This window comes from Methylocystis sp. L43 (genome assembly GCF_015709525.1).
GTDB lineage: Bacteria > Pseudomonadota > Alphaproteobacteria > Rhizobiales > Beijerinckiaceae > Methylocystis.
The window spans coordinates 57,845-72,354 of sequence record NZ_JADNRA010000028.1 but is presented as its reverse complement, the minus strand read 5'-3'; the positions used below and the strand labels follow the sequence as shown (position 1 = coordinate 72,354).

General features: G+C 62.7%; 11 protein-coding genes. 4 read left to right on the top strand and 7 right to left on the bottom strand.

The genetic code is table 11. The features are described 5' to 3' along the window. Window positions 1-251: 251 nt before the first annotated feature. The 3 genes from IYX23_RS09625 to IYX23_RS09615 are packed head-to-tail and all read left to right on the top strand — an operon-like array spanning window position 252 to window position 3,006. A complete protein-coding gene (locus IYX23_RS09625; protein ID WP_196392567.1) occupies window positions 252-1,640 on the top strand; it encodes a leucyl aminopeptidase family protein in 1,389 nt (462 codons plus the stop codon). Continuing rightward, window positions 1,637-2,500, top strand: coding sequence for an NlpC/P60 family protein (locus IYX23_RS09620; RefSeq protein ID WP_196392566.1), 864 nt, complete (start codon window positions 1,637-1,639; stop codon window positions 2,498-2,500). Before IYX23_RS09625 ends, IYX23_RS09620 begins: the two co-directional genes overlap by 4 nt. Further along, on the top strand, window positions 2,497-3,006 hold the full coding sequence (locus IYX23_RS09615; protein ID WP_196392565.1) for a MaoC/PaaZ C-terminal domain-containing protein: 510 nt from the start codon (window positions 2,497-2,499) through the stop codon (window positions 3,004-3,006). Before IYX23_RS09620 ends, IYX23_RS09615 begins: the two co-directional genes overlap by 4 nt. Here IYX23_RS09615 and IYX23_RS09610 read toward each other — a convergent pair. The 5 genes from IYX23_RS09610 to IYX23_RS09585 form a co-directional block, all read right to left on the bottom strand. Beyond that, window positions 2,989-4,629, bottom strand: coding sequence for an ABC transporter ATP-binding protein (locus IYX23_RS09610; RefSeq protein ID WP_196392564.1), 1,641 nt, complete (start codon window positions 4,627-4,629; stop codon window positions 2,989-2,991). The genes IYX23_RS09615 and IYX23_RS09610 overlap by 18 nt on opposite strands. Before the next feature lie 471 nt (window positions 4,630-5,100). After that, on the bottom strand, window positions 5,101-5,325 hold the full coding sequence (locus tag IYX23_RS09600; RefSeq protein ID WP_196392562.1) for a hypothetical protein: 225 nt from the start codon (window positions 5,323-5,325) through the stop codon (window positions 5,101-5,103). A gap of 31 nt (window positions 5,326-5,356) precedes the next feature. Beyond that, a complete protein-coding gene (locus IYX23_RS09595; protein ID WP_196392561.1) occupies window positions 5,357-6,529 on the bottom strand; it encodes an ABC transporter permease in 1,173 nt (390 codons plus the stop codon). After that, window positions 6,526-7,638, bottom strand: coding sequence for a microcin C ABC transporter permease YejB (locus IYX23_RS09590; protein ID WP_018407804.1), 1,113 nt, complete (start codon window positions 7,636-7,638; stop codon window positions 6,526-6,528). Before IYX23_RS09590 ends, IYX23_RS09595 begins: the two co-directional genes overlap by 4 nt. A gap of 66 nt (window positions 7,639-7,704) precedes the next feature. Then, entirely contained in the window at window positions 7,705-9,615 is a 1,911-nt protein-coding gene (locus tag IYX23_RS09585) for an extracellular solute-binding protein (RefSeq protein ID WP_196392560.1), read from the bottom strand. Between the two features lie 150 nt (window positions 9,616-9,765). Here IYX23_RS09585 and IYX23_RS09580 point away from each other — a divergent pair, with 150 nt between their 5' ends. Continuing rightward, a complete protein-coding gene (locus tag IYX23_RS09580; protein WP_196392559.1) occupies window positions 9,766-11,214 on the top strand; it encodes an NAD-dependent succinate-semialdehyde dehydrogenase in 1,449 nt (482 codons plus the stop codon). On the opposite strand, the gene IYX23_RS09575 is transcribed toward IYX23_RS09580, so the two are convergent. Beyond that, the gene (locus IYX23_RS09575) at window positions 11,215-12,723 is read right to left on the bottom strand and encodes a 5'-nucleotidase C-terminal domain-containing protein (RefSeq protein WP_196392558.1); all 1,509 of its coding nucleotides are present in this window, start codon (window positions 12,721-12,723) and stop codon (window positions 11,215-11,217) included. Window positions 12,724-13,028: 305 nt separating this feature from the next. Then, window positions 13,029-14,504 carry an ammonium transporter gene (locus tag IYX23_RS09570; protein ID WP_196392557.1) on the bottom strand — a complete coding sequence of 492 codons (1,476 nt, stop codon included), beginning with the start codon at window positions 14,502-14,504 and terminating at the stop codon, window positions 13,029-13,031. Between the last annotated feature and the right edge of the window lie 6 nt (window positions 14,505-14,510).

The window sequence follows — 14,510 nt, the reverse complement described above, 5'->3', positions numbered from 1 at the left end:
AGCAATTGGCATGCCATTATGCGCATAAAATAATCGTTTTGCATCCTGGCGTCGAGTTCGAGCCTGGCCAGTCGTAAGGCGCCAGGCGGCTAAGTTTTATACACTATGCGTACATTGTCAGCGGTGTGGGCGCGGCTCGCTGCCTTCGCCGGTATGCCGCTTGAGATTGGCGATCTTTCGCTTTTTTGTGATGCGGGCGCCCGGTAGAGGTAGAAGCCGATCGTCGGGAGCGCAGAAAGCGGCGGAAGCGGATGAAGCTTGAAGACTGGTCGCCCGAGGCGACCGCCATCGATTTCGTTAACAAGGAAGACTGGCCCGAACGCCGCGCGAAGCTTCCTGAGCCTACAGCGCGTCTCGCGGAGCTTGCGGGATTTGAGGCGAAGCCTGGCTCGCTTCTTTTCGCGCCGGGCGCCGACGGCGCGCCGCGCGTCTATTTTGGCGCGCAGGGCAGGGCGCCGAAGGCGCGCGATCCGTTCTTTGCCGGAAAGCTCGCGACGGCGCTGCCCAAGGGGCTCTACCGGTTTGGCGATGGCGTCGAGGCGCCGGCGCAGGCGGCGCTGGCGTTCATTCTGTCGACCTATTCCTTCTCGCGCTACAAGGCGCCAAAGAGGGAAGTCCCGCGTCTGTGCGCGCCGCAGGGCGTCGACCGCGCGCGCATCGAGCGCATCGCCGGCGCCGTCGGCCTCGGGCGCGATCTCGTGAATACGCCGACCAACGACATGGGGCCGGAGGCGCTCGCCGAAGCGGCGCTCGCTCTCGGCGCAAAACACGGCGCCAAGACTCGCGTCATTGTCGGCGACGCGCTGCTTACGGAAAACTTTCCCTTGATTCACGCCGTCGGGCGCGCGGCTGCGGAGGCGCCGAGGCTCGTCGAATTTGAGCACGGCCCGGACGACGGTCTGCGCGTCACGCTCGTCGGCAAGGGGGTCTGCTTCGACACGGGCGGGCTCGACATCAAGCCTTCGAGCGCGATGGCGCTGATGAAGAAGGACATGGGCGGCGCCGCGACAACCCTCTCGCTTGCGGCGATGCTGCTTGAGGGGAATGCGCCCGTCCGTCTGCGCGTGCTGCTTCCGATCGTCGAGAATTCGATTTCGGCGTCGGCGTTTCGAACGAGCGACATTTACCGCAGCCGCAAAGGCCTGAGCGTCGAAATCGGCAACACCGACGCCGAGGGCAGGCTCATCCTTGCCGATGCGCTCGCCTATGCGAGCGAAACGCCGCCGGATCTGCTGTTCGATTTCGCGACGCTGACCGGCGCCGCGCGCGTCGCGCTCGGTCCGGAGATTCCGCCGTTCTATACCGGCGATGACGGGCTTGCCCAAGAGATCGCCGGGCAGGCTGGCGCCGTGAACGATCCGGTGTGGCGGATGCCTCTATGGGACAGTTACGACAGCGGTCTCGACGGCAAGATCTCCGATCTCGTCAATGTGACAAGCGGCCCCTTCGCCGGATCGATCACCGCCGCGCTGTTTCTGAGGCGCTTCGTGACTGACCCAAAACGCTGGGCGCATTTCGACGTTTACTGCTGGAATCCGTCGACGAAGCCCGGCCGTCCGGAGGGCGGCGAGGTGCAGGCGGCGCGCCTGCTTTATGAATTGATCGAGGCGCGCGCCGAGCAGAGGAACGCGAAGCCGTGAGCGAAGATTTCGATCGGCGGCTGACGCCCGCGCGCCCAGAAGTCGCCGCCGCCTATCTCAAGGGACGCGTGAGCGCCGAGCGCTATGTCGAAGGCGTCGCGATGGAGGTCAGAGACTGCGTCGTCGACCTTCGGCGGGAACCACGTCCCGACGCCGCCGTCGACACTCAGGCGATCTATGGCGAGCGCGTCACCGTTTACGATGAGGAGGAAGGCTGGGCGTGGGCGCAACTTGCGCGCGACAATTATGTCGGCTGGATCGCCGCCAATACGCTGTGGCGCGAATTGAGCGCGCCGACGCATCGAATCTGTGTTCCGCGAACCTTCATTTATCCGGGTCCGAACATTAAATTGCCGCCGCTCAACGCGCTGCCGCTCGGCGCCGAAGTCGCGATCGCCGAGGAGCGCGGCGGCTTTGGCGTGACGCCGGAACTCGGATTCATCTATCGCAAACATCTCGCGCCATGCGAGGCGAAAGCGCCGGACTTTGTCGCCGTGGCCGAGACGCTTCTAGGCGCGCCCTATCTCTGGGGCGGCAAGTCTTGGATGGGCGTTGATTGCTCGGGACTGGTGCAGGTTTCCTTGCTGATGGCGGGGATGAAAGCGCCGCGCGACACCGATATGCAGGAGGCCGCGCTCGGCGCAACGCTCGATCCCGGCGTGCCGCTGATGCGCGGCGACATCGTCTTTTGGAAGGGGCATGTCGGCGTCATGCGCGACGCCGTGACGCTGCTTCACGCCAACGCGACGCATATGCAAGTCACCAGCGAGCCGCTCGACGTCGTGCGAGCGCGCAACGAGGCGGCAGGCGCGGGACCGGTCACGAGCGTCAAGCGCCTGGCAAAAGATGTTTGGGCATGACGAAAAGGCTTTATCTGGAAGATCTTCGCGTTGGACAGCGCTTGCGCACAGCGAGCGTCACGATCACCGCGCAGGACATCATCCGCTTCGCGCGCGACAGTGATCCGCAGTATTTTCATCTCGACGAAGAGGCGGCCAAAGACAGCATGTTCGGCGGGCTCGTGGCGAGCGGTTGGCAAACGGGCGCGCTGAGCGTGAAGCTCCTCATCGACTCCGCCGACCCGCCTTTTGCCGGCGGGCTTGTCGGCGTCGAGGCGCATATCGCCTGGAAACTCCCGGTGCGGCCCGATGATTCCTTGAGGGTGGAAGCCGAAGTCACGCGGATTGTTCATCCGCGCCGCTATGCCGATCGCGGCTTCGTTTCGATGGACATGGCGACCTATAACCAGCGCGGCGAAGTCGTGCTGACGCAGAGCGTCACGGTCGTCGCCTTCCGCGACCCGGCGCGGGCAGGCGTAAGTTCAAACGACGCCACGGCGATTCCGGGATCATTTTCCGCCGACTGAGTTGCCCGGAACGGGCTCCGCCTCGTTGCGAAAGGCCGCTGCGAAGAGCGCGCGCGTATACTCGCTCTTGGGCTGGGAAAACACCTGGCTCGCCGGCCCTTCCTCGACCACCTTGCCATAGCGCATGACGATGAGATGGGCGGCGAGCGCCTTCACGACGCGCAGATCGTGACTGATAAAGAGATAGGCGAGCGAGCGGCGACGCTGCAGGTCGCGCAAGAGATCGATGATCTGCGCCTGCACGGACATGTCGAGCGCCGAGGTCGGCTCGTCGAGCACGACGAATTTCGGTTCGAGCACAATGGCGCGGGCGATGGCGATCCGCTGCCGCTGGCCGCCGGAAAATTCGTGCGGGTAGCGATCCATCGTCGATGGATCGAGCCCGGTTTCCTGCAGCGCGCGCGCAACGATCTCGCGGCGCTGATTGAGCGTAAGTTCGGGCCGCTGAACGGTCAGTCCTTCGGCGACGATTTCCGCGACCGACATGCGCGGCGAGAGAGAGCCGTATGGGTCTTGGAAGACGATTTGCATGTCGCGGCGAAGCGGACGCATGGCGTCGACGCTCTTGCCGTCGATGCGTTCTCCGAGGAAGACGATCGGACCTTCCGAGCGAATGAGCCGCAGCATCGCCAGCGCCAGCGTCGTCTTGCCGGAGCCCGACTCGCCGACCACGCCGACGGTCGCGCCCTCGCGCACCGAAAGGGTGACGCCGTCCACCGCCTTCACATGGCCGACGATCCGACGCATGAAGCCGCGGCGGATCGGAAACCAGACGCGCAGCTGCTCAGCCGATGCGACGACGGGCGCTTGCGTGTCTTCAATAATCGGCGCGCCCTTGGGCTCCGCCGTGAGCAGCGCCTTGGTGTAGGGATGCTGCGGAGATGTGAAGACCTCTCCCACCTCGCCCTGCTCGACGATGCGGCCCTGCTGCATCACGCAGACCGTATCGGCGAAACGGCGCACGAGCCGGAGGTCGTGGGTGATGAACAGCATCGCCATGCCGTAGGTTTTTTGAAGCCGCTCGAGCAGCGCGAGAATCTGCGCCTGAACGGTGACGTCGAGCGCGGTGGTCGGCTCGTCGGCGATCAGCAGATCGGGTTTGTTGGCGAGCGCCATGGCGATCATGACGCGCTGACGCTGGCCGCCCGAGAGCTGATGCGGATAGGCGCTCAGCCGCGCCTGAGGATCAGGGATGCCGACTTCGCCCAGAAGCTCAACGACTCGGTTCCGAACCGCATCTTCGCCGCGCATCCCGTGCAGTTCGAGAATCTCCGCAATCTGCCGCTCGATCATGTGCAGCGGATTGAGCGACGTCATCGGCTCCTGGAACACCATCGTAATGCCCGCGCCACGAATGGCGCGCAGACGATTGTCGTCGACGGTGAGCATATTCTCGCCGTCGAACAGCGCCTCGCCGGATGCGATCGCGCCAGGGGGAAGCAGGCGTACGATCGACAGAGCGCTGATCGACTTGCCGGAGCCGGATTCGCCGACGAGCGCCAGCGTCTTGCCCCGCTCAAGAGAGAAGGAGACCCGGTCGACCGCCTTGGTCTCGTGCCCGCCTTGCCGAAAGGTGACCGAGAGATCGCGAATGTTGAGGAGGGAAGGGGACATCGTTGGCATCACGATAATTGCGACGAAGCCGCTAGGATGCGATCAACGCCAAAATGGTCGGGCCCCACTTGAATCATGCCTGGCGGAAGTCGCATTCGCCTATCCTTGGAGAGGAAAAATCCGCACTTGGCTTGAACAGCCGTTGTGACGTGGATCGCATCAGGAAGCTTACAGGGCGTCGTTTCTCTCAATTCAGCTGTTTGGATGAGGATATCTGGAGTCACTGGCCTCAGTTCGACAAGTCGACTCCCAGTAAGAAGATCGAGGTATAGACGCCGCCTTTGGCTCGGAACCAGAGCCTGTGGGCGGATGACCGGCGCCAACAACTCTGCGAGCGTTAGTTCGCTTGTTACGGCCGAAAGCGGCTTTTCGCGTATTGCAAGGAGCAGCTTCTGGACCGGCGTGGCCAGCTCAAGGGGCGACTCGAAGCCAATGATAAACACATTTGTGTCGATATAGACTGGCGGGGCGCGCACTTTGCTAGTGGCTCCACTCGTCTCTCATGGCGCTTACGTGTTCGTCGACGTCGCGAATTGACATAAACACATCGCGTCGAAGCGCAAACATTTCCTCCAAAGAGAGAATTTGCTCAGGCGGGGGTTCGATCTCGACGGTTATCGTCACGGTGGCGTTCGAATCGATGCCATCCCTTAGTTCGTCGGGAAGCTTCGCCGCCGGATAATGTTCACGCACAATTCTGTTCATCGTGATGCTCCGCCTGCAATCTACCACGCCGTCACCGGAAATTCTTCCTTGGGTCGAAGGCGTCACGGACCGCCTCGCCGACAAAGACCAGAAGCGACAGCATGAGCGCGATGATCGCAAAGCCGGTCAGTCCCAGCCATGGGGCCTGGAGATTGGATTTTGCCTGCAGCAACAGTTCGCCGAGGGAGGGCGAGCCCGGCGGCAGGCCAAACCCCAGAAAGTCCAGCGCCGTCAGCGTGGTGATCGACGAGTTGAGAATGAAAGGCAAGAAGGTCAGTGTCGCCACGGTGGCGTTCGGCAGCAGGTGCTTGACGATAATCTTAAAATTGCTCAGCCCAAGCGCGCGCGCCGCGTTGACATATTCGAAGTTGCGCGCGCGCAGGAACTCGGCCCGAACGACATGCACCAGCGACACCCAGGAAAAGAGCAGCAGGATGCCGAGCAGCACGAAAAAGCCGGGCGTCAGGAAGGACGAAATGATGATGAGCAGATAGAGCTGCGGCAGCGACGACCAGACTTCGATGAAGCGTTGGAACACGAGATCGACGCGCCCGCCGAAGTAGCCCTGTATCGCCCCCGCGGCGACGCCGACGATCGAGGAAATCGTCGCCAGGATCAGTCCGAACAGCACCGAGATACGAAATCCATAAAGCAGGCGCGCGACGACGTCGCGGCCCTGATCGTCGGTGCCGAGCCAGTTATATTCCAGCGCGGCGCAGCCGCGATTGGGCTCGCCCGGTCGCAGACCTTTCGCCGCGGCGACCTCGCATTGCTGCTGCGTCAGCATCCAGGTCGGCGGCGAGGGCGCGGGCGTCGGCAGCTCGAGATTATGCGTGTCATAGGAGAAGCGAATTGGCGGCCAAAGCATCCAGCCATGCGCTTTGATCTCGTCGGCGATCACAGGGTCGCGATAATCGGTGCGGGCCAGGAAGCCGCCGAATTTATCTTCCGGATAGGACACGAACGCGGGGAACAGCAATTCGCCCTTATACCAGGCCAGAATCGGCCGGTCGTTCGCCAGGAAGTTCGAGCCAAGCGCCATGATGAACAGCGTCATGAAGACCCAGAACGACCAATAGCCGCGTTTGTTCGCCTTGAAACTGTCGAGGCGTCGCCGGTCGAGCGGCGTGAGCCGCAGCCAGCCCTCGCGATGAAGCGGCGGGGCGAGATGCGTTTCGGCGTCGGCTGCTGCGCTCACCGTCATACCTCGCGCGTTTCGAAATCGATGCGCGGATCAATCCAGGTATAGGTGAGATCGGAAATGAGATTCACCACAAGTCCGAGCAGCGCGAAGATGTAAAGGTTGGCGAAGACGACCGGATAGTCGCGATTGACGATGCTCTCGAAAGACAGATAGCCGAGTCCATCAAGCGAAAAGATCGTTTCGATCAGCACCGAGCCGGTGAGAAAGGCGTGCACGAAGGCGCCGGGAAAGCCGGCGATGACGATCAGCATGGCGTTGCGAAAGACATGTCCATAGAGCACGCGCCGCTCGGTCAGGCCCTTCATGCGCGCGGTCTGGACATACTGCTTGCGGATCTCGTCGAGGAAAGAGTTCTTTGTCAGAAACGTCTGCGTTGCGAAGGCCCCCAGCGTCATCGCGGAGACGGGGAGAATGATGTGCCAGAGATAGTCCTTCACCTTGCCAAACAGCGACAGCTGCCAGAAGTCGTCCGAGGTCAGGCCGCGCAGCGGGAAGATCTGCCAGAAGGAGCCGCCGGCGAAGAGCACGATCAGCAGCATCGCAAACAGAAAACTCGGAATGGCGTAGCCGACGATGATGGCGTTGGATGTCCACATATCGAATTTCGTTCCATCGCGCACCGCTTTGGCGATGCCGAGTGGAATTGAAATCGAATAGGAGAGAAGCGTCATCCAGAGGCCGAGCGAAATCGACACGGGAAGTTTTTCTGCGATCAGCTTGAGAACGCTCTCGTCGCGAAAATAGCTGCGCCCGAAATCGAACATCGCATAATTCTTCACCATCAGCAGGAATCGCTCCCACGCCGGCTTGTCGAAGCCGAACTGCTTTTCGAGCTCCGCGATGAATTTCGGGTCGAGCCCCTGCGCGCCGCGATATTTCGAGGCGGTTTCGGCTGCCATCGTTCCGGTCTGGCTCGCGCCGCCCTGTCCGACGTCGCCGCCCCCGCCGGAAAAGCGTCCGGTCGCGCCGACGTCGAAGCCTTGCAGTTGCGCGATGATGCGTTCCACAGGACCGCCCGGCGCGAACTGCACGATGACGAAAGAGATGAGCATGATGCCGAGGATCGTCGGGATCATCAGCAGCACGCGGCGGGCGATATAGGCTCCCATTAACGTCTCGCGTTCTTTTACATCGGCCGCATTTCGGCTCCCGACGGACGGCGCCGGGAAATCCTCTTAGCGTCCCGTGAAGTTGATTTTTTTCGCCTTATCTTCGTCCCACCACCAGGTCCACAGCACGCCGGTGTCGAACTTCGGCGGGCGCTCGGGCTGGCCGAAGAGATCCCAATAGGCGAAGCGATGCACCGGATTATACCAGTGCGGGACCCAATAGCGCTGCGCGCGCAAAGCGCGGTCGAGGGCGCGGCTGCAGGTGACGAGCTCTTCGCGCGTTTGCGCCTGGAGCGCTTTTTCAACGAGCGAATCAATCGCTGGATTGGAGACCCCCGGCAGGTTGCGCGAGCCGGGCACATTGGCGGTCTTCGAACTGAAATAAGCGCGAAGCTCCTCTCCGGGGTTCCAGCTCATCATCAGCACGTCATGAACGACGTCGAAGTCGAAGTTTTCAAGTCGTTGCTTGTATTGAGCGGCGTCGACGACGCGGATGTGGGCGTTAACTCCGAGCAGCTTCAAATTCTTGATGAAGGGCTGCGTGTGCCGCTCGAAGACGTTGGAATTGTCGAGAAACTCGAATTCCAGCGGCGTTCCGTCGGGCAAGCATAGAACCCCATCCTTGCGCGTGCAGCCGGCCGCGACGAACAGATCATTCGCCTTTTTGAGCAGGACGCGATCCTGACCCGTGCCGTCGGAAACCGGCGCGACGAAGGGTTCGCCAAAAACTTCCGCCGGCAGATCAGCGCGAAAGGGCTCCAGCAGCGCTTTTTCCTGTTCGCTCGGCAAGCCTTTCGCTTCAAGCTCGGAGTTCTCGAAATAGGACGAGATGCGCTTATAGGCGTCATACATCAGGTTGCGGCTTGTCCATTCGTAATCGAAGGCGTAGCCGATCGCTTCGCGCACCCGCGGATCTCTAAAAATCTTGCGGCGCGTGTTGAAGAACCATCCCTGGATCTGCGGAATATTGTTGTTGGGCGTCGTGGTTCGCTTGACGCGCCCGTCCTTGAACGCCGGAAAATCATAGCCCGTCGCCCAAACGCGCGCGATGTTTTCCTCTCGCTCGGTGAATGCGCCGGCCTTGAAGGCTTCGAAGGCGACCTGGCTGTCGCCGAAATATTCGAAGCGCACGACGTCGAAATTGGCCTGACCTGTCGCGATTGGCAGGTCCTTCGCCCAATAGTCGGGATTGCGATGATAGGCGATGTAGCGGCCCTGCTCGAAGGCGCCGACCTTGTAGGGCCCGGAGCCGAGCGGCGGCTCCATCGTCGTCGCTGCGAAATCGCGGTCCTTGTAATAGGCGCGCGAAAAGATCGGCTGACCCACGACGCTGAGCGGCAGATCGCGCGTGCGGTCAGGCGCGAAGCGCAGCACGAGAACGTCGTCCGCCTCGGCTTCGGCGCTTTCGAGGTCACGCAGCATCTGGCTGATGACAGGATGGCCCTTGCTCTTGAGAATGTTGAGCGAGAAGGCGGCGTCATGCGCCGTAAGCGGCGAGCCGTCGTGAAAGCGCGCCTCTTTACGCAACAGAAAAGCGTAAGTGAGCTTGTCGGGCGAGATGCGCACCTTCTTGGCGACGAGGCCGTAGTAGGCGTCGCGTTCGTCGAGGCTCTGATTCATCAGACTGTCGAAGACGAGCGTCATGCCCGTCGCCGGATTGCCCCGCAGCACATAGGCGTTGAAACTGTCGTAGGTCGAGCTTGCCGGCGACAGCGCCAAAGTCCCTCCCTTGGGGGCTTTCGCATTCACGTAGCCGAAAAATTTGAAGTCGGCCGGCTCGCCAAGGTCGCCAAAGGTCGAAAGGCCGTGGCTCTCGACTTCGCCCTGCGCGAGGGGGCCGAAGCGATTGGAGGCGGCGGTCGGCGCTCCGGGCTTGGCCAGAACGCGCGGCGCGATCAAGGCGGCGGCGCCGGCGCCGATAACAGAGCGACGGGACAGGCGAATGCGCGTCAGATCGACGATTGTGGAACGAGCCAAATGTGACCTCTGGCGGCGGAAGGGCGCTTGCCCATGAGCCGCGATTATGTCGGTTTTTTTGCGGGTTCGCGAGCGGCCCGTTAAGGACCGTCACGCCGCTTTGGCCCTTTGTAGCAAAAATGCGCGACGCGCGCCCAGGGGGAAGTCGAAATGAACTCTGTCAGCCTAGGCCTTCGCGAGCAAGCATTCGTCGGCGGGCTTTGGGTCGGCGCCGAAAGCGGCGCAACCTTCGCCGTCAACAACCCAGCCACCGGGGCGGTTCTCGGCCAAGTTCCCGACATGGGCGCAGCCGAGACAAGCCGGGCGATCGAGTCTTGTGCGCGGGCGCTGCCAGGCTGGCGCGATCGCGCCGCCAGGGAGCGCGCGCATATCATGCGCCGCTGGTTCGAATTGATCATGGCCGATCAGGAGCGGCTGGCGCGCATCATCACCGCGGAAATGGGCAAGCCGCTCGCCGAGGCGCGGGGGGAGATCGCCTATGCGGCGAGCTTTATTGAGTGGTTCGCGGAGGAGGGCCGGCGCATCTATGGCGACGTGGTGCCGGGTCCGACCGACCGTCGCCTGCTCGTCTTCAAACAGGCGATCGGCGTCACCGCGGCGATTACGCCGTGGAATTTCCCGTCCGCCATGTTTGCGCGCAAGGTCGGCGCGGCGCTCGGCGCCGGCTGCACGATGGTCGTGAAGCCTGCGGAGCTGACGCCCTTCTCCGCGCTTGCGCTAGCCGAACTTGCAGAACGCGCCGGCGTGCCCGCCGGGGCGATCAATGTGGTGACGGCGAAAGACCCCGCGCCGGTCGGGCTCGAATTCACGCGAAATTCCCTCGTGCGCAAGCTGACCTTCACCGGCTCGACCGAGGTGGGCAGAATTCTCCTGCGGCAGGCGGCCGAGAATATTCAGAAATGCTCGATGGAGCTTGGCGGCAACGCGCCGCTGATCATATTCGAGGACGCCGATCTCGATCGCGCCGTCGAGGGCGCCGTCGCCACCAAATACCGCAACAGCGGTCAGACCTGCGTTTCGGCGAACCGCATCCTCGTTCATGCGTCGATCGTCGACGTCTTCGCCGAAAAACTCGCGGCGGCGGCTGGCGCGTTAAAGGTCGGCGAAGGGACGGAGGAGGGCGTCGCCATCGGTCCGCTGATCGAAGAAGCGGCCGTTGAAAAGGTCGAGCGTCACATCGCCGACGCCATCGCCCGCGGCGCGAAGGTTCTCACCGGAGGCGCCCGCCACGCGCTCGGCGGCTCCTTCTTTCAACCCACGGTGCTCGCCAATGTGCCGGCCGACGCGCTCATCTTCAACGAGGAGACCTTCGGTCCCGTCGCGCCGCTGATTTCCTTTGAAAGCGAGGCTGAAGCGGTGCGTCTCGCCAACGCCACGCCTTACGGTCTCGCCGCTTACTTCTATAGTCGCGACGTCTCGCGCGTCATTCGCGTCGCCGAGCAGTTGGAATTCGGCATGGTGGGCGTCAACGAGACGCTGATCTCGACGGAAGTGGCGCCATTTGGCGGCGTGAAACAGTCGGGCCTGGGACGCGAAGGATCGCGCTACGGCGTCGATGATTACATCGAGATCAAATATGTCTGCCTCGGTGGAATATGATCATTCGATTCGGATGCGGCCGTCGACCACGGGCGCAATCGCGCCGGCCTTTTCGATGGCGTCGATGATGACGTTCGTCAGCAGCGGACCCTCGAGGTCGCTGACCAGCGGTTTCCCCCGCGCAAGCGCGACATAGCCGTCCTTTCCGCGCGCCAGGAAGTCGATCGTCGCGACCTTGTAGAGCTTTGCGTCATCGAGCGGCTTGCCGCCGATCTCGATCGAAGCCAGCCGCGAGCCTGGCACCGCGTCGCGCCGCACGACGATGCGCGCGCCGGAAATCTGCGCGAATCGCCCCGCGTCCTTGCCGATCAGCCATACGGCGTTTTCCAAGGCGGCACGCAGATCGGCGCCTGTAAGCGCCAGCGTCACCAGCTGATTGTTGAACGGCAGCTCCTTGGCGATGTCCTTGCGCGTCAGTTTTGTCCCGGCGGCATAGTTGCGATTGCCCCGAATGCCGCCGCCGTTGATGATCGCGACGTCGGCGCCGGCGGCGGCGCGCATCGTGTCGGCGAAAAAGTCGCCGATCGCGGTCTCTTCACCGCGCACGCTCGCCTTTCGGCTGTCGAGCGGCGTCTTTGTGCGTCCGATGTCGACGTCGAGCGCCTTGTCGACCTCGGCTTCATATTGCGCGACGCGTTCTGCAATCGCGGCGTCTGGCGTCACGTCCGCCGTGTCGATGATGCGGAACTTGGGCGTCCAGCGCTTGACGCCGTCGTCGGCGATCCGCATCTCGACATCGATCGCGACGAGATTGACGCCGTCGGCCTGTGTCTCGCCGACGGCGGCGCGGCCGTCATAGGCGACAAGAAGATTATGGTCATGCCCGGACAGAACAATGTCGATCGGTCCGAGTTTCGCGAGGCGCAGATCATCCTGCCATTCGGAATGGGTGACGACGACGACAAGATCGGCGCCGGCGTCGCGCAGCGCCTTGGCCTCGCGTTTGGCGGTCTCGATCGCGGGCAGAAGTTTCAGGCTTCCGGGACTGGACCGTCTCGCGGACTCGTCGTCGGTCAGACCAAAGATTCCGACCTTCACCCCGTCGACATCGATGACCTTGCTGTCGGCGAAGCCGGGGAGGGCGCGGCCGGAGGCGTCGCGCAGATTCGCGGCGAGCAGAGCGAACTTCGCTTCGCCCATGCGCTGGCGAAAAACCGCTTCGCCGAAATCGAACTCGTGATTGCCAGGCGTGAACACGTCAACGCCGATACGATTGAGGAGGTCGATGATATGCGCCCCCTTGTCGACGCTCGAAGTGAGCGAGGGCGACAGCGTGTCGCCGGCGTGCGCGACGATGATGTTTTTTGCTTTTGCGCGCTCGCCTTTCAGCCCGCCGGCGATCCGGGCGAAGCCGCCGCGTCCGTCTCTCTCGGCCATTTCGTAGATGTCGCTAAAGACGACGAAGGTGAGATTGACCACGCGCTCGGCTGCGCGGGCGGGAAGAATCGGGATTCCGAGCGCGACAGCTAAGAAAAGAAGGAAAACGCGCCGATTAACAAACCGCGACATAGGCCAGCCCTGATCCGATTGGAAAGACGCGCAATCTGCCTTCCCTCGATGACGAGGGCAATACGTGTTGGTGGGAATCCCTCCCCTTGACGGGGAGGGTGGTTTGCGAAGCGAACCGGGTGGGGTGACGTGCGCCGGGAGAAACGTCATCACCCCCACCCGGCGCCGCTTCGCGTCGCGACCTCCCCGCAAGGGGGAGGTATAGCCGCCCTTCTTCTCCAGTCCCTCGCTTGGAAGCCAGCGCATCTACACAAAAAGAAACGGCGCCCGTGGGCGCCGCTTCGCATCGTGTCAGGAGACCGAACTTAGTAGTTGTAAGCGCGCTCGCCGTGATCGCTGATGTCGAGGCCTTCGCGCTCTTGATCGGGAGTCGGCCGCAGACCGACGATCACATCGACGAGCTTATAGAGGATCGCCGACCCGATGCCGGACCACAGAAGAGTCGCGATGACGGCGATTCCCTGGGCCTTCATCTGCGCGATCATGTCGTAGGTTCCGGCGTAGTTTTCCAGATTGGTGTAGTCGGTGATGCCGACGCCGCCGAGGTCGGGACTGACCAGAATTCCGGTCGCCAAGGCGCCGGTGATGCCGCCGATGCAGTGCACGCCGAAGACGTCGAGCGCGTCGTCGTAGCCCGCCATCTTCTTCACAAAGTCGACGAAGAAGAGGCAGATCGGCGAAACCGCGAGACCAAGGACGATGGCGCCGACCGGACCTGCATAACCCGACGCCGGCGTCACCGCGACGAGGCCGGCGACGGCCCCGGTGATGAGGCCGAGCATCGACGGTTTGCCCTTCAACAACCACTCGACGATCATCCAGGAGAGCGCCGCAGCCGCCGTCGCCACCATGGTGTTGACGAATGCGAGCGCAGTCGCGCCGTTCGCCTCGAGATTGGACCCGGCGTTAAAGCCGAACCAGCCGACCCACAGCAGTGAGGCGCCGACCATCGACAGGGTCAGCGAATGCGGCGGCAAGGCTTCTTTGCCGTAGCCGATGCGCTTGCCAACCATGATTGCGCCCACGAGACCCGCGATGCCGGCGTTGATGTGCACCACCGTGCCGCCCGCGAAGTCCAGCGCGCCCTTGCCGGCGAGCCAGCCCACGGCGGCGTTGATCTCATCGATCTTCGTCTGTGCGGCCGCTTTCGCCGCCTCGTCGCCCGCTGCGGCGAGTTGGGTCGCCGCGTCGACAAGCGCGTTCGGATCGGCGACGCCCCACACCCAATGCGCGATGGGGAAGTAGATGATCGTCACCCAGAAGGCGACGAACAGCAGAACGGCCGAAAATTTCATGCGCTCGGCGAAAGCGCCGATGATCAGCGCCGGGGTGATCATCGCGAAGGTCATCTGGAAGACGAAATAGGCATATTCCGGAATGACGGTGCCGGGGGTGAAGGTCGCCACATTGGAAGCGGCCGTCACGCCCTTGAGAAACAGCTTGTTGAACCCGCCGATATAGCTGCTGAGCGAACCGCCGTCGCCGAAGGCGAGCGAGTAGCCATAAACCGTGTAGATCACGCCGACGAGCGCGACGATCGCGAAGGTTTGCGACAGGATGGACAGCATGTTCTTGGCGCGCACCAGGCCGCCGTAGAACAGGGCGAGGCCCGGGATCGACATCATCAGCACCAAGAGCGACGACGTCAGCATCCAGGCGGTGTCGCCGGGATTGGGAGTCGGATCATTCGCGGCGAAGGCCGGAAACGCCAACGATGCCGAAATCGCCGCTCCCGCGATGATCGAAGCGACAGAAGCGCTTCGAGGCGAAGGAAGTTTCATGTGTAA